This window comes from Streptomyces sp. NPDC043996 (genome assembly GCF_056435225.1).
Map to the genome: position 1 here is coordinate 168,249 of NZ_JBWKEY010000017.1, position 15,230 is coordinate 183,478.

At 74.3% G+C, this 15,230-nt stretch carries 13 protein-coding genes, 1 pseudogene and 1 riboswitch; of the genes and pseudogenes, 7 read left to right on the plus strand and 7 right to left on the minus strand.

Annotated features, from left to right (window positions below; all coding sequences use genetic code 11):
- Window positions 1–39 precede the first annotated feature (39 nt).
- The 5 genes and pseudogenes from AC07A4_RS35775 to AC07A4_RS35795 form a co-directional block, all read right to left on the minus strand.
- A pseudogene (locus AC07A4_RS35775) lies at window positions 40–1,545 on the minus strand (cobyric acid synthase); the annotation flags it as partial.
- Window positions 1,542–2,480 carry a cobalamin biosynthesis protein gene (locus AC07A4_RS35780; protein ID WP_478607132.1) on the minus strand — a complete coding sequence of 313 codons (939 nt, stop codon included), beginning with the start codon at window positions 2,478–2,480 and terminating at the stop codon, window positions 1,542–1,544. The gene AC07A4_RS35780 and the pseudogene AC07A4_RS35775, both read right to left, overlap by 4 nt.
- A gap of 145 nt (window positions 2,481–2,625) precedes the next feature.
- A riboswitch (cobalamin riboswitch) is annotated at window positions 2,626–2,708 on the minus strand.
- Between the two features lie 246 nt (window positions 2,709–2,954).
- Window positions 2,955–3,182: a hypothetical protein gene (locus AC07A4_RS35785; RefSeq protein WP_478607135.1), complete on the minus strand. Its 228-nt coding sequence runs from the start codon at window positions 3,180–3,182 to the stop codon at window positions 2,955–2,957.
- 12 nt (window positions 3,183–3,194) lie between these two features.
- Window positions 3,195–4,463, minus strand: a complete 1,269-nt coding sequence (locus AC07A4_RS35790; RefSeq protein WP_478607138.1) for an inorganic phosphate transporter — start codon at window positions 4,461–4,463, stop codon at window positions 3,195–3,197.
- 213 nt (window positions 4,464–4,676) lie between these two features.
- Window positions 4,677–5,414 (minus strand): lysozyme, encoded by a 738-nt coding sequence (locus tag AC07A4_RS35795; protein ID WP_478607141.1) that lies wholly within the window; start codon window positions 5,412–5,414, stop codon window positions 4,677–4,679.
- Between the two features lie 187 nt (window positions 5,415–5,601).
- On the opposite strand from AC07A4_RS35795, the gene AC07A4_RS35800 reads away from it, so the two are divergent.
- The 3 genes from AC07A4_RS35800 to AC07A4_RS35810 all read left to right on the plus strand — a co-directional run bounded on the left by AC07A4_RS35800 (window position 5,602) and on the right by AC07A4_RS35810 (window position 9,229).
- Entirely contained in the window at window positions 5,602–6,294 is a 693-nt protein-coding gene (locus tag AC07A4_RS35800; RefSeq protein ID WP_478607144.1) for a class II aldolase/adducin family protein, read from the plus strand.
- 174 nt (window positions 6,295–6,468) lie between these two features.
- The gene (locus AC07A4_RS35805) at window positions 6,469–7,605 is read left to right on the plus strand and encodes an alpha/beta hydrolase (RefSeq protein ID WP_478607147.1); all 1,137 of its coding nucleotides are present in this window, start codon (window positions 6,469–6,471) and stop codon (window positions 7,603–7,605) included.
- A gap of 88 nt (window positions 7,606–7,693) precedes the next feature.
- Window positions 7,694–9,229 (plus strand): hypothetical protein, encoded by a 1,536-nt coding sequence (locus AC07A4_RS35810; protein ID WP_478607149.1) that lies wholly within the window; start codon window positions 7,694–7,696, stop codon window positions 9,227–9,229.
- 40 nt (window positions 9,230–9,269) lie between these two features.
- Here the strand turns inward: AC07A4_RS35810 and ypfJ are convergent, their stop codons facing one another.
- Window positions 9,270–10,160 (minus strand): KPN_02809 family neutral zinc metallopeptidase, encoded by an 891-nt coding sequence (ypfJ, locus tag AC07A4_RS35815; RefSeq protein ID WP_478607151.1) that lies wholly within the window; start codon window positions 10,158–10,160, stop codon window positions 9,270–9,272.
- A 343-nt stretch (window positions 10,161–10,503) separates the two neighbouring features.
- Here ypfJ and AC07A4_RS35820 point away from each other — a divergent pair, with 343 nt between their 5' ends.
- The 3 genes from AC07A4_RS35820 to AC07A4_RS35830 all read left to right on the plus strand — a co-directional run bounded on the left by AC07A4_RS35820 (window position 10,504) and on the right by AC07A4_RS35830 (window position 13,667).
- Window positions 10,504–12,102 (plus strand): ABC-F family ATP-binding cassette domain-containing protein, encoded by a 1,599-nt coding sequence (locus AC07A4_RS35820; RefSeq protein ID WP_478607153.1) that lies wholly within the window; start codon window positions 10,504–10,506, stop codon window positions 12,100–12,102.
- 384 nt (window positions 12,103–12,486) lie between these two features.
- The gene (locus tag AC07A4_RS35825; protein WP_478607155.1) at window positions 12,487–12,708 is read left to right on the plus strand and encodes a helix-turn-helix domain-containing protein; all 222 of its coding nucleotides are present in this window, start codon (window positions 12,487–12,489) and stop codon (window positions 12,706–12,708) included.
- Between the two features lie 146 nt (window positions 12,709–12,854).
- On the plus strand, window positions 12,855–13,667 hold the full coding sequence (locus AC07A4_RS35830) for an enoyl-CoA hydratase/isomerase family protein (RefSeq protein WP_478607158.1): 813 nt from the start codon (window positions 12,855–12,857) through the stop codon (window positions 13,665–13,667).
- Window positions 13,668–13,671: 4 nt separating this feature from the next.
- Here the strand turns inward: AC07A4_RS35830 and AC07A4_RS35835 are convergent, their stop codons facing one another.
- Window positions 13,672–14,568 (minus strand): nucleopolyhedrovirus P10 family protein, encoded by an 897-nt coding sequence (locus AC07A4_RS35835; protein ID WP_478607160.1) that lies wholly within the window; start codon window positions 14,566–14,568, stop codon window positions 13,672–13,674.
- Between the two features lie 93 nt (window positions 14,569–14,661).
- On the opposite strand from AC07A4_RS35835, the gene AC07A4_RS35840 reads away from it, so the two are divergent.
- A complete protein-coding gene (locus AC07A4_RS35840) occupies window positions 14,662–15,147 on the plus strand; it encodes an Asp23/Gls24 family envelope stress response protein (protein WP_478607163.1) in 486 nt (161 codons plus the stop codon).
- Window positions 15,148–15,230 lie beyond the last annotated feature (83 nt).

Here is a 15,230-nt window from a genome sequence, read left to right on the forward strand (position 1 = left end):
CGGGAAGGGGCGGGCTTGGGGAGGCCCCCGGCAGGGTCACGACGGCGCCCCCGGCGGCACGAACGGCAGCCCACCGGGAACCCCGCCCTCGATGAGCCGCAGCAACGCACCGGTGTCCGCGTGCTCCTCGATGAGGTCACCGAGCAGATCCAGCTGCTCCTCGCGCAGGGCACCGAAGCTGGTGTCCGGCGCGGGCACGAAGCGCCGCCCCGCCGCCCGGGCCACCTCAGTGAGGAACCGCCGCCGGAACGCGTCGCTCTCCAGCGAGCCGTGCCAGTGCGTGCCCCACACCGCGCCGACGCGGCAGCCGTCCAGGAAGGGCTCCCCGCCGCGCACGTCGGCGACGCCGTGGTGGATCTCGTACCCCTCGACGGGCTCCCCGAGCGCGGTCCCGGCGGGCCGCGCGAGGGTCTTCTCCCGCGCGAACCGCACCCGCACGGGCAGCAGCCCGAGCCCGTCCACCGTCCCCGCGCGCGACTCCACGTCGTCCTCGACGCGCTCGCCGAGCGCCTGGAAGCCGCCGCAGATCCCGAGCACCGGTCTGCCCTCGGCGGCCCGCCGCGCCAGCGCGTCCGCGAGCCCGCGCTCACGCAGCCACGCGAGGGCCCGTACGGTCCCGCGCGTTCCCGGTACGACCACGAGGTCGGCGTCGGCGAGCTCCTCGGCCCGGTCCACGAACCGCACGACGACGCCGGGTTCGGCGGCGAGCGCGTCCACGTCGGTGAAGTTCGACATCAGCGGCACGGCGCAGACGGCGACGCGCAGCACGTCCTCGCCGTGCGGCGGCGCGACGACGGACTCGCGCACGGCGCCGCGCAGCGACACCCGCAGGCCGTCCTCCTCGTCGATGCCGAGGCCGTGCCGGAAGGGCAGCACGCCGAACGTGGGCCGCCCGGTGAGGTCGTGGAGCATGTCGAGCCCGGGCTCCAGGAGGGAGACGTCCCCGCGGAACTTGTTCACGAGGAACCCGGCGACCAGCTCCTGGTCCGCCGGACTGAGCAGCGCGACGGTGCCGAAGAAGGAGGCGAAGACGCCGCCGCGGTCGATGTCGCCGACGACGACCACCGGGAAGCGGGCGGCCCGCGCGATGCCCATGTTCACGATGTCGGTGCGGCGCAGATTGATCTCGGCGGGACTGCCCGCCCCCTCGCAGATCACGGCGTCATACGTGCCCCGCAGCTCCTCCAGGCATCCCACGACGGTGTCGAGCAGCGCTGCCTGCCGCCCGCCGTGGTACCCCCGCGCGCTCATCTCGCCGACCGCCTTGCCCATGAGCACGACCTGGCTCGAGCGCTCCCCGCCCGGCTTCAGGAGCACCGGGTTCATCAGCGCCGACGGCTCCACGCGGGCGGCCTGGGCCTGCATGGCCTGCGCCCGCCCGATCTCGGCGCCCTCGCGCGTGACGAAGGAGTTCAGGGACATGTTCTGGGCCTTGAACGGCGCGACGGACACCCCCTTGCGGGACAGCCACCGGCAGATCCCGGCGGTGACGACGCTCTTGCCCGCGTCGGACGTGGTCCCCGCGACCAGCAGTCCCCCACTCATGGACATCTCCTCTTCAGGGCCGCGACCGCGACCGCGGTGCCGAGGGCGAGCCAGCCGACGCGCCGCGACAGGCGCACGGCGCGCTCGATGTCGGCCGCCCGCACCGCGCGCCCCTCGGTGTTCAGGACGGGCCGGTGCTCGGTGCGTCCCGCGTAGGACAGGGTGCCGCCGAGCCGGACCCCGAGCGCGCCCGCGAAGGACGCCTCCACGACTCCGGCGTTGGGGCTCGGATGGCGGGCGGCGTCGGCGCGCCAGGCCCGCAGCGCGCCGCGCGGGCTGTCCCCGGCGGCGGCCGCGAGCACCGCGGTGAGCCGGGCCCCGGGCCACCCGGCCACGTCGTCGAGGCGGGCCGAGGCCCACCCGTAGCGCAGATACCGCGCCGAGCGGTGCCCGACCATCGCGTCCAGGGTGTTGACGGCGCGGAAGCCGAGGAGCCCCGGCACCCCGCCGACGGCCCCCCACACCAAGGCGCCCACGACGGCGTCGGAGGTGTTCTCGGCGACGGACTCCACGACGGCCCGCGCGATCCCGTCCGCGTCCAGGGCCTCGGGGTCACGGCCGCACAGGTGCGGCAGGCGTTCGCGCGCGACGTCCACGTCCCCGGCGGCGAGCGCGCCGCCGATGGCCCGCGCCTCCCGCCCGAGGGTGGTCCCGCCGACGACGGCCCAGGTCGCCGCCGCCGTCAGACCGATGGACGCGGCGCGCGAGCGGCGCGCGGCACGGGAGGCGAGCGCCCCTACGGCGACGGCGCCCCCGGCGCACACGGCGGTGTGCAGGGCGCCCCAGCCGCGGTGGTCGCGCCACAGGACGCGTTCGACGGCCAGCGCCGCCCGCCCGAACGCGGCGACCGGATGTCCCCGGCGGGGATCGCCGAGCAGCAGATCACCGAGGAGTCCGGCGGCGGCGCCGTACGCGAAGTCGCGATCGGCACGCATCGGTTCAGCCCGCCGTGGCTCGAGGAAGGACCAGGGGAGCGCTCGACCCGAGGGGAGCCCTGGCAGGAAACGGCGGTCGGCCGCGCATGGCGATGTGTCCTCACTCAGGGTGTCCGCGCCCTGGTTCGACGTGACCGGCGGCGAGAGTTCCTGGCTCCCGGCCGTGCGCGCGGCGGCGTCCGGCCGGTGACAGTGGCGGGACCGCGCCGGATTCGCACCGGACTTCCTCTGCTGCCGCCGTGGTTGGCCCCGGCAGTCCACCACGCCCGTCACCGCCCGTCAACTCGCGGTTGACCTGCGGCGGGACAGTGTTACGAGGACCACGTCCGCACGCCGGGGACGAGGTCTGTCCGCGCGCCCCCGGGCGTCCCGGGCGCCGTGCGAACGAGCGGGGCGGCGCCCGGTGAGCTCACCGGGCGCCGCCCCTTCGTCGTGCGTGAACCGCCGTCAGACGGCGATGTGCGTGAACCGTCGTCAGACGACGATCAGATAGATCCCGTACGCCACCGCGGCCGCGCACAGCGCGAAGCACGCGTACGCGCCGACGCGCGCCGGGAGCGCGGCGCTGCCGCCGCCCGCCGTGCGGGCCTGCTCCTGCTTGGAGAGGCCGACGATGCCGAGGGTGAACAGGCCCACGAGGGCGACGGTGACCACGAGGCTGACTCCGAAGACGGAGCCGAGGGCTGCCCAGTCGATCTTCATGGTGCTGCTTCCTTAGACCGTGGCGGGCCGGGCGGGGTCCGCCACGGGTGCCGGGGAGGGGGTGTTCGCTGCGTGCTCGCCGTTCACCGGGGCCAGCGGACCCGCCGGGGGCGGGGTGACGGCGGCGATCGCGGTGGTCACGACGCCCGCGGGCTCGGCGTCCGGCGCCGGGGCGCCGATCTCGTCGGCCGTGACGTTGGTGTGGTCGACCGGCTGGCGGCGCGACAGGCTCCAGATGACGGCGGAGCCGCCGACGAGCAGCGCGGCGGTGACCGCGACGCCCCACGAGCCCTGCTTGGTGAGGAGCTCCGCGCCCGCGCCGACCAGGCCGGCGGCGGGCAGCGTGAGGCCCCACGCGACGAACATGCGGGTGGCGGTGGACCAGCGGACCACGCCGCCCTTGCGGCCGAGGCCCGCGCCCATCACGGCGCCGGAGCAGACCTGCGTGGTGGAGAGCGAGAAGCCGATGTGCGAGGACGCGAGGATCGCGGTCGCCGCGGAGCTCTGCGCCGCGAAGCCCTGCGGCGGGGCGAGCTCGGTCAGGCCCTTGCCCATGGTGCGGATGATGCGCCAGCCGCCGAGGTAGGTGCCGAGCGCGATGGCGACGCCCGCCGAGACGATGACCCACATCGGGGGGTTGGCGCCCGGGTTGAGCACGCCGCCGGTGATCAGGGCGAGGGTGATGATGCCCATGGTCTTCTGCGCGTCGTTGGTGCCGTGGGCCAGCGAGACGAGCCCGGCCGAGGCGATCTGCCCGGCGCGGTACCCCTTCGACGTGGCCTTCTCGTCGGCCCGGCTGCTGATCTTGTACGTGAGCCGGGTGGCGAGGGACGCCGCGATACCGGCGACGAGCGGGGCGGCGATCGCGGGGAGCAGCACCTTGGTGACGACCGTGCCGCCGTTCACCGACGACCAGCCCATCGACATGACGGCGGCACCGATGAGGCCGCCGAACAGGGCGTGGGAGGAGCTGGACGGCAGACCGAGCAGCCAGGTCAGCAGGTTCCAGAGGATCGCGCCCACCAAGGCGGCGAAGATCACCTCTGTCTTCAGGCCGTCTTCGTTGACGATGCCGCCGGAGATCGTCTTGGCGACTTCGACGGAGAGGAACGCTCCGACGAGGTTCAGCACGGCGGACATGGCCACCGCCGTCTTGGGCTTGAGAGCGCCGGTCGAGATGGTGGTGGCCATCGCGTTGGCTGTGTCGTGGAAACCGTTCGTGAAATCGAACACGAGAGCGGTGACGATCACGATCCCGAGGAGAAGCGTGATGTGTTCCATTTACCCAGGCTTCTGTTGGACGTCAGTGGCTCGTGGACCGTAGGCAACCTGAGTGAACGGAAAGTGAACTGGGACGGGCCTAGGGGTGACCCAAACGGGGATGCCGCCGCTCCACACCCTTCCGGCTTACACCGGAGTGGGCGCCGAAGCGGCGGCGAGGGCCCGGCGCGGGCCCGGAATTAGGCCGTTCGAGGGACTTGCGGAGCCTTCCGCTCAGCCGCGTGCGAACCGCCTGAGCTGGTCGATCGAACCCTGGAAGAGATTCTGGTCACCCGGCAGGGCGCCGTGGTCGTCGTGCTGCCAGAACGTCCACGACGACCAGCCGCTCGGCAGGGTCCCTGGCGAGGCGCCCCAGCGGGCGAGCCACAGGGGGTGGTTCCCGAAGGCACGGCTCGCGCCGGTGCAGTCGTTCCACCACTTCGTCGTCGTGTAGATCACGGGCCTGCGGCCCACCAGACGCCTGACCTCGTCGCTGAAGGACTTGATCCAGGCGACCATCCTGGCCTTGCTCAGGCCGTAGCACTTCCGGTCCCCATAAGGATTGTGCTCGACGTCAAGGGCGGGCGGCAGCGTCCAGCCGTCCGCCGTCCAGCGCCCGCCGTTGGCGATGAAGTGCGCCGCCTGCGCGCGGCCGGAGGACCGGTTCGGCAGGGCGAAGTGGTACGCCCCCCGGATCAGGCCGACGGCGCGGGAGCCGTCGTACTGCTGCCGGAAGTAGGGGCTGCGGTAGGTGTGGGACTCGGTGGCCTTGACGTAGACGAAGCGCGCGCCCTTGGCCTTGGCCGCCCGCCAGTCGACGCTCCGCTGGTGCGAGGACACGTCGTGCCCCCGCGTTCTGCCCGCCGCCGACGCCGGTACCTCGACGAGGGCCGTGCCGCCGATCGCCAGGGCCGCGACGGAGGCGGCGAGGGCGTGGGCGCGACGGCGGGACGGTTTGTGATCACGGGCCATGCTTCCCCCAGATGGCGACGTGCGTGACAAATCCTCCGCAGGCTACTGGAAGATTCACCCCACTCCGTTCAACCTTCTGCCAAGCGTGTCCAGAGGGGGCAATTCCCCTGATAGGGACTGGCGGGAAGAGCGATGCGGCTGATGCGCGCACCTGGGCCCGCCGGGCGCCGCCTGGCAGGATCGCGGCATGACTGAGCAGCGGCAGGACACGACGGGCCCGGCTCCGGACGCGGTCGCCGGGGCGTGGGACGCACTGGTGGCGACCGCGCGCCGCACGGTCACGGACGGCCTCGTCGTCGGCACCTCGGGCAACGTCTCGGTACGGGTCGGCGACACCGTCCTCGTCACCCCGAGCGGCGTCCCCTACGACCGGCTCGGGCCCGGGGACGCGGTCGGCGTCGGCCTCGACGGCACGCGTCTCTTCGGCGCCCTGACCCCCACCAGCGAACTGCCCATGCACCTGGAGATCTACCGCGCCACCGACGCCGGAGCCGTCGTCCACACCCACGCCGTGCACGCCACCGCCGTCTCCACGCTCGTCCCCGAGCTCCCGCCCGTCCACTACATGACCGCCGCCCTCGGCGGCCCGGTCCGCGTCGCCCCCTACGCCCTGTACGGCACCGACGACCTCGCCGCGCACCTGCTCCACGCCCTCCGCGACCGCACGGCCTGCCTCCTCCAGAACCACGGCACGGTCGCCTACGGCGACACCCTCACCCAGGCCTACGACCGCACGGCCCAACTGGAGTGGATGTGCCACCTCTGGCTCACGGCCCGCTCGGTACCGGGCCTGACACCGACGCTCCTGTCCCAGGACCAGATCACGGAGGCGGGCAGCAAACTGAGGGGCTACGGACAATCAAGCCCGTCCGGCGTTTGAGGACGAGGCGCGTAGCGCCCATGCAGTTGAGCGGGGGCCCGGGGGCAGCAGCCCCCGGTTCGGGAAGGGGCGGGCCTGGGGCGCCCCGCGAGGACCCCACCCAGGGCCAGGGCCTCGCACCCGCGAGGCCCACGCCCACTGGCCGCACCGCCCACCCCCACGGACACTGGACCCGTGCGCCCAGCCAAAGCCACGGCCGCAGCCGTAACCGCCGCCACCACGGCCGCCCTGACGGCCGTCGCGGCGGGCCGCTACGCCAGCGACGCCGCCCTGAAGACCCCCGCCGACCGCCCCCTGCCGACGGAACCGCGCCTCACCGTCCACGCCACCGCCGCGGGCCAGGTCACCCTCACCCGTTCCCTTGCGTCCCAGCGCCCCGGCGTCTACGGCCTCACGGGCCCCGGCTGCCACGCCGTGGTCGGCCCCGTCCTGGACGCGGCCCCGCACCCCGCCGACTGCGTGGTGCGCCGCCTGGAGCGGGTCACCCACGGCACCCTGGAGCCGGGCGCGAAGGTCTGGCTCACCCCGCAGGTCCACATCGGCGATCCCCGCACCGCCCTCGGTGCCGAGCACGCCGACGTCGAGATCCCCGGCGAACTCGGCGCGCTGCCCGCCTGGTTCGTGCCCGGCGCCCGCGACACCTGGGTGATCGCCGTGCACGGCCTCGGCACCACCCGCGCCCACGCGCTGGTCGTCCTGGACTTCCTGCGCGGCCTGCGCCTTCCGGTCCTCGCCCTCGGCTACCGCGGCGACCCCGGCGCGCCCCGGTCGCCGGACGGCCTCGGCCACCTCGGCGAGACCGAGTGGCGCGACCTGGACGCCGCCATCCGCTACGCCGTGCGCTACGGCGCGCGACGCGTCGTCCTGCACGGCTGGTCCACCGGAGCCGCCATGGCGCTGCACGCCGCCGCGCGCTCCGCCCCGCGCGACCGCGTCGCGGGCCTCGTCCTGGACTCGCCGGTGCTCGACTGGCAGGCCACCCTGCGCGCGCTCGCCACCGCGCGCCGTACCCCGGCGCCGCTCCTGCCGCTCGCCGTGCGCGCCGCGCAGGGCCGCACCGGGCTGCGCGGTGACCACACCGCCACCCTGCGGGAGGCCCTCGACCCCGGCGCGCTCAAGGTGCCGACGCTCCTCTTCCACGGCCCCGGCGACGCCGTCGCCCCCTGGTCCCTGTCCCGGCGACTGGCCGCGGAGCGCCCTGACCTCGTCACCTTGCACACCGTTCCGGATGCGCCCCACGGCGCCATGTGGAACGCCGACCCCGCGCGCTACGAAGAGGCGCTACGCCGCTTCCTCACCCCCCTCATGTGAGCCGCCACTACCGTGGCGCGACTGCTTCGACGGCGTTCTCCTCGGATTCCGTTTGGGTTTTCGGACCGTCAACAGGAAGACTGCCCCCGTGACGTCCCGTATCCCGCGCGACTCCCGGCTCCACCTCGTCCGTACCCCGTCGCCCCGGGCCGAAAGGAGGGCGGAGGCCGAGCGCGGCCCCGCCCGTGGCCCCCTCGGCGCCCCCGGCGCTGTGACCCAGCGTCGCTCGCGCCGGCCCGCGCCCCCGCCACCGGAGGGCACCCCCGCGCCCGCCGAGCTGGCCCGCATGGCACGCGCGGGCCTCGCGGGCGCCGTCCGCGCCGCCCGCTGGGCCGAGGACGCCCTGCGGCCCGCCCCCACCGCCGCCCGCCTCGGCGTCGCCGCGGGACCGCCCGCCCCCGCCGGGGCCACCGGAACCCTCTCGGACGAGACCGCCGAACGGGCCGCCGCCGCACTGGATGTGACGGTGCACCAGCTGCGCGCCGACTGGGACGCCGCGCGCCTGGCCGGGCTCGTCGAGGTGCACGGCAGCGCCGCCCGCCCCGGCTGGCGGCTGCGGGCCTGGGACCGGGACGACACGGCCGTCCTGCGCGGCTGGGTCGCCTTCTTCGACGCCTGGTCCCTGGTGCACCCGGCGCCCGCCGAGCTGCCGCCCGCCGCCGTCGCGGAGACCGTCGAGGCCGTTCCCCAGCTCCTGTCCTTCCTCCAGCTGTCCGCGGGCCCCGTGCCCGTGCCGCAGCTCCTCGACCTGTTCGACCAGCGCGTGCGGGAGCTGCGCACGGAGCGCTGCGAGATCCCGTACGGGCCGCACGAGGAGCACCGGCGCTCCGAGGCCCCGCAACGCGGCCCCACCGGCACCACCGGCCCGGACAGTCCCGACGGCGCCCCCGAGGGCCCCGAGGCCCCGCTGCCCGCCCTGCTCGACTGGGCCCTGCGCGCCCTCGCCGCCGTCGGAGCGCTGACCTGCGCCGACGGCCAGGCCACGCTCACGCCGCTGGGCAGCTGGGCGGTGTGGGTCAAGCTGGAGCAGATCTGCGTCGCCGCGCAGAGCCCGGCCGGGAACATCGAGCAGTCCGCCGGCGCCATGCTCCGCGGCTGCGCCCGCCTGCGGCCCAACGCGGCCCGCGCCGAGTACCGCGCCTGGCTCGCCGCCCGGGACACGGGCAGCGCCGTCACCGAGCTCCTCGACGCCGCCCGGGGCGAGGACGCCCTGCTGCGCGGCCTCGCCTTCGAGGCGCTGCGCGTCGTCGGCGCCCCGGCCGAGCCGGACGTCCGCGCCGTCGTCGACGAGGCGGGCCTGCGCCCCTACGCCCTGCTGTGGCTCGCCGAGCACGAGGGCACCGACCCCGAGGACGTGCACCTGGTCCTCACCCGCGAGGAGTCCACCTGGCTGTGGGTCGACACCGCGGCCGCCGTCGCCGACCACGGCGAGGCCGAGCTCCTGGTGCGCCACCTGGACTCGGCGCCGCAGCCCACCGTGCCCGCGCTGCTCGACGAGGTGCGCACCGTCGGCCACCCGCGCACCGTGCAGGTCCTCGTCGCGCTCGCCGCGGCCCACCCGGACCCGGCGCTCGCCAAGGCCGTGCGCCGCGCCGCGTTCCAGGTGCACACCGGGGGAGTGTGACCGGCACGCGCCGCCCGGCCACGGCCGCCCGAGGGGCCGGTCAGCGGAAGGTGTTGCACTGGGCCATGTCGCCCGTGCGGTAGCCCTGGTAGAACCACTCCTGGCGCTGCTTGGCCGAGCCGTGCGTCCAGGACTCGGGCGTGACCCGGCCCTGGTAGCGCTCCTGGATCCGGTCGTCGCCGACGGCGGCCGCCGCGTCGAGTCCGTCGCGGATGTCGTCGTCCGTGAGCCGGGTGATCAGGGGCCTGCCCGTGGACTCGTCCGGCGTCCGGGTGGCGTGGTGCGCCCACACCCCCGCGTAGCAGTCGGCCTGCAGCTCGACCCGCACGGCGTTGCTGTTCGCGCCGGTGCGCCCGTCCTGCGCGCGCCGCAGCGTGCCCATCAGGTTCTGCACGTGGTGCCCGTACTCGTGCGCCACGACGTACGCCTGCGCGAAGGGACCGCCGCTGGAGCCGAACTTGGTCCGCAGCTCGTCGAAGAACCCCAGGTCCAGATAGACCTGCCGGTCGCCGGGGCAGTAGAAGGGCCCGACCGCCGAGGACGCCGCGCCGCACGCCGTGCCCACGCGCCCGGTGAAGAACACCGTCCGCGCGGGCGCGTACTGCCCCTGGCGGCGCGGGAACTCCTGGCGCCAGTAGTCCTGGACGCTGTTGACCACCGCGACGATGCGGCAGTCCTCCTTGGTGTTGGCGTCCTTGCCGGTGCGGCAGCTCTGCTGTACCTGCGCGAGCGAGGACGCCGACGCGGCGGGCTCGTCACTGGAGTCCGTCAGGCCGAGCTGTTCGGGGCCGACGCCGAAGAACAGGCCGAGGAACAGCGCGATCAGACCGGCGATGCCGCCGCCGACCGTCGCCCGGCCGCCGGGGATGCGGCTGCCGCGCACGTCCCGCACCTCGGAGGTGTCCAGATTCGCGTCGTCGTCGAACTGCATGGGCGCACCACCCTCTGCCTGCCTCACGTCCAGGACGACGGCCCGCCGCCCAGCGCCGGGTTCCGGCCACTTCATCCTGATATGCCGCTCGTCGCGCGGCGCCGGACGGAGGGCCGAACGGGCGACGTGCCCCGCCCAGGGCGCACCCCCGGGGCGACGGCCCGCCGGGGGACAGGGGGCACAGGGCCCGGCGAAAGCGCGGGGAAAACCGGTTGCGGCGCCCCGTTAGACTTGGCCCATGGCCATTCTCCGCTCCCACTAGACGGCTCAGCAGCGCGCCCCGCGCGCGTGTCGCCCGCCTTCCGCCCGCTTCCGCCGTCCTTCCCTGTCCAGGAGTCTGACCGTGATCACCGCCTCCGGTATCGAACTGCGTGCCGGTGCCCGCGTCCTCATCGAGAACGCGACGTTCCGTATCGCCAAGGGCGACCGTATCGGCCTCGTCGGCCGCAACGGCGCGGGCAAGACCACCCTCACCAAGTGCCTCGCCGGTGAGGGCGTCCCGGCCGGGGGCACGATCGCCCGTTCCGGAGAGGTCGGCTACCTCCCGCAGGACCCCCGCACCGGCGACCTGGACGTGCTCGCCCGCGACCGCGTCCTGTCCGCGCGCGGCCTGGACGTACTGATCCGCAAGATGCGCGAGAACGAGGAGCGCATCGCGAACGGCTCGGGTGCCACGCGCGAGAAGGCCCTCAGGCAGTACGAGCGCCAGGAGACGGAGTTCCTCACCAAGGGCGGGTACGCCGCCGAGGCCGAGGCCGCCACCATCGCCGCCGCCCTGAACCTCCCCGACCGCGTGCTCGGCCAGCCCCTGCACACGCTCTCCGGCGGTCAGCGCCGCCGCATCGAGCTGGCCCGCATCCTCTTCTCGGACGCGGACACCCTGCTCCTCGACGAGCCGACGAACCACCTGGACGCCGACTCGATCGTCTGGCTGCGCGACTACCTGAAGACGTACCGGGGCGGCTTCATCGTCATCTCCCACGACGTCGACCTCGTGGAGACGGTCGTCAACAAGGTCTTCTACCTGGACGCCAACCGCTCCACCATCGACGTCTACAACATGGGCTGGAAGCTCTACCAGCAGCAGCGCGAGTCCGACGAGAAGCGCCGCAAGCGCGAGCGGCAGAACGCCGAGAAGAAGGCCGCCGCCCTGCACTCGCAGGCCGACAAGATGCGCGCCAAGGCCACCAAGACCGTCGCCGCGCAGAACATGGCGCGCCGCGCCGACAAGCTCCTCGCGGGCCTGGAGGACGTGCGCCAGTCCGACAAGGTCGCCAAGCTGCGCTTCCCCGAGCCCTCGCCGTGCGGCAAGACGCCGCTCACGGCGGAGGGCCTGTCGAAGTCGTACGGCTCCCTGGAGATCTTCACCGACGTCAGCCTCGCCATCGACAAGGGCTCGCGCGTCGTCATCCTCGGCCTCAACGGCGCGGGCAAGACGACCCTCCTGCGGCTCCTCGGCGGCGCCGAGAAGCCCGACACCGGCGAGGTCATAGAAGGCCACGGCCTCAAGCTCGGCTACTACGCGCAGGAGCACGAGACCCTCGACCCGGACCGCACGGTCCTGGAGAACATGCGCTCCGCCGCGCCCGACCTCGACCTGGTCGAGGTGCGCAAGACGCTCGGCTCGTTCCTCTTCTCCGGCGACGACGTCGACAAGCCCGCGGGCGTCCTGTCCGGCGGCGAGAAGACCCGGCTCGCGCTCGCGACCCTCGTCGTCTCCTCCGCCAACGTCCTGCTCCTGGACGAGCCCACCAACAACCTCGACCCCGCGAGCCGCGAGGAGATCCTCGGCGCCCTGCGCACCTACAAGGGCGCGGTCGTCCTCGTCACGCACGACGAGGGCGCCGTCGAGGCGCTCCAGCCGGAGCGGATCATCCTCCTTCCGGACGGCGTCGAGGACCTGTGGGGCGCGGACTACGCGGACCTGGTCGCACTCGCCTGACACCCCCGCGCCCCCGGCGCCCGGCCCGGCCCAGCCCCGACGGGCCCGGCCCCGGCAGTGATCCACTGCCTATGGATCATTCGGCCGATCCGTGATCCTTCATCTGCGTGAGACGTCCTCATACCGAGTTGTGTCATACAGCTATCTTGCGGACACACCGGGTGAGGACGGCTGCCCTCTGCTGGCACCTCGCTGACCTGCCACTTCGTGGCGGAACCCATTCGGCGGTAGGGGACTCCACGTGCGGAATCGTTAATTCCGCTCGTGATGGAGCCTTGTCGCGCAGTGAATCAAGTCATATGGACCTTGCCGAATGGGTGGCCAGGAGGCCCGGTAGGGGTGATCATGAGAAGTCCAGAGCGCACTTCCCATGAGGAGGCACGGGTGGCCGAGACTCTGAAGAAGGGCAGCCGGGTAACCGGCGCCGCGCGCGACAAGCTCGCGGCAGACCTGAAGAAGAAGTACGACGGTGGAGCGAGCATCCGGGCGTTGGCCGAGGAGACCGGCCGTAGCTATGGATTCGTCCACCGGATGCTCAGTGAGTCCGGAGTCACGCTGCGGGGACGCGGCGGGGCGACGCGAGGCAAGAAGGCCGCGGCCAGCTAGCCGACGCCTCGAGACCGTCCGGCTCCAGTGGTGGTCCGGAGGTGGCCACCCGGTCGATCCGTCGATCGGCCGGGTGGTTACTGTGCAGTCACTTATGGGCGCTGACCCGCGTCCGTCCATCCTGACTGCACCCCTCGGAGGCACTGATGGCTTCGCCCGACAGCGGACAGAGCCCGGCGGCACCGGTTCTCGACCAGGACGGTGTGCGCCTCACGGTCGCTGACGCCGTGGCCACGGTGACCCTCACCAACCCGGCCAAGCGCAACGCCCAGTCCCCCGCGCTATGGCGGGCGTTGACCGAGGCCGGCCGGGCGCTGCCCGGCAGCGTCCGGGTGGTCGTGCTGCGCGGCGAAGGCAAGTCCTTCTCCGCGGGCCTCGACCGGCAGGCGTTCACGCCCGAGGGCTTCGACGGCGAGCCGTCCTTCCTCGACCTGGCACGCGGCGCGGACGACGCCCTTGACGCGACCATCGCCGAGTACCAGTCCGCGTTCACCTGGTGGCGGCGCGGCGACCTGATCTCCATCGCCGCCGTCCAGGGGCATGCCATCGGCGCGGGCTTCCAGCTCGCGCTCGCCTGCGACCTGCGCGTCGTCGCCGACGACGTGCAGTTCGCCATGCGCGAGACCAGCCTCGGCCTGGTGCCCGACCTCACCGGGACGCATCCGCTCGTCTCCCTCGTCGGCTACGCGCGCGCCCTGGAGATCTGCGCCACGGGCCGCTTCGTACACGCGGCCGAGGCCGAGCGCGTCGGCCTCGCCAACCTCGTCGTGCCCGGCGACCAACTCGACGCGGCCACGGGCGACTTGGCCGCCGCGCTGCTCGCCGCGCCGCGCGACGCCGTCATCGAGACCAAGGCCCTCCTTCAGGGCGCCACGGGCCGCTCGTACGAGGAGCAGCGCACCGCCGAGCGCGCCGCGCAGGCCCGCAGGCTGCGCGACCTCGCGGGGATCGGCGACTGAGCACTCACACAGGACCGGCGGACCGGCCCCGGCCCCGCTCGTCGACCCCCGTCACGAGCACCGCGGCCGAGGGCCGGTCCGGCAGCGCGCCGCCCACCGCCGCGCGGACCGCGCGGGCCACGTCCAGGGCCCGGCGGTCCCCGGCCACGGCCAGCTCCACCCGGACGTGGCGGCGCGGCAGGGAGTTCAGCGACTCCAGCTCCTGGAGGTGCACCGCGCGCCCCAGACCGCCGAGCGCACCGGTCAGCCGGGTCACTCCCGGCACGGCGAGGACGGCCCGCGCCACCCGCCCCTCGTCGTCGGAGGCGTGAGAGGCGTCTGAGGTGCCGGGGGCGTCTGAGGCGTCAGAGGCGTCAGAGGTGGCGGAGGCGTCGGAAGCGCCGGCGTCACGGGCGTCACCGGCGTCACCGGCGGCAGCGGGGCCATCGGAGTCCGCCGCGCCACCCGCGCCACCTGGGCCGCCCGGCGCCTCGTCGAGGAGTGCCGTCACCCGCAGGTCCACCTCCGCCACCACCAGGCCGAGCCGGTCGGCCGCGGCCGTCGCGAGCGCCGCGCGCAGCCGCGCCGCCACGGCGGGCAGCGGCTCGCCCGTCCCCGCCGCCACGTCCCCGCTGATCCGCAGCGGGCCCGGCGGCAGCGCGCTCGGCGGCGCCGGGACCGTAAAGGCGTACGCGTCCGGTGAGACCCGCGCGGCGGGAGACACGTACGCGGCGTCCGGGTCGGCCAGGGCCACCCGCACGGCCGTGAGCCGCGCCCCCGTCACCCGCTCGGCCGCCCGGCGCAGCACCGCCGCGGCCGCCGACTCGGTCACCCACGCGCCGTCCCCCGCGCCGCCCAGCGCGAGCACCCGGCCAAGGCCCAGCTGGCGCCGTACCTCCGCCGCCCATCCGTCACCCGTCATCGCTCCAGCGTGCCGCATCCCTGGCGCGCGGGCGCGAGGCCGCGCTTAGTGTGGACGAAGGACCAGATCCCCGGCCGAAAGGGACCGACGGTGATGACCGACACCGGAGAGCACAGGACCCCACAGACTCTGGAGAAGGAGTCACCCGACGACACCGCGGGGCGGGGCGGAGCCCCGCGGCGCGGCGGCGGCGATCCGGCGACGCGCGGGCGCACCACCATCGCGGACGGCGTGGTCGAGAAGATCGCCGGACTCGCCGCGCGCGACGTGGTCGGCGTGCACGCGATGGGCGGCGGGCTCGCCCGCACCTTCGGAGCAGTGCGCGACCGGGTGCCCGGCAGCTCCAAGTCCGTCACGCGCGGCGTGAAGGCCGAGGTCGGCGAGGTGCAGACGGCCCTCGACCTGGAGGTCGTGGTCGAGTACGGCGTGTCCATCGCCGACGTCGCGCGGGCCGTGCGGGAGAACGTCGTCGCGGCCGTGGAGCGCATGACAGGACTCGAGGTCGTCGAGGTGAACATCGCCGTCAGCGACGTGAAGCTGCCGGACGACGAGGACGAGGAACAGCCCCGCCTCCAGTAGCGCCCGGGGCGCACCGGGGGCACCGGGCGGCTCGGGACGCCCGGAGATGTCGTAGCGGCGCGAATCGGGGGAACAGACGACAA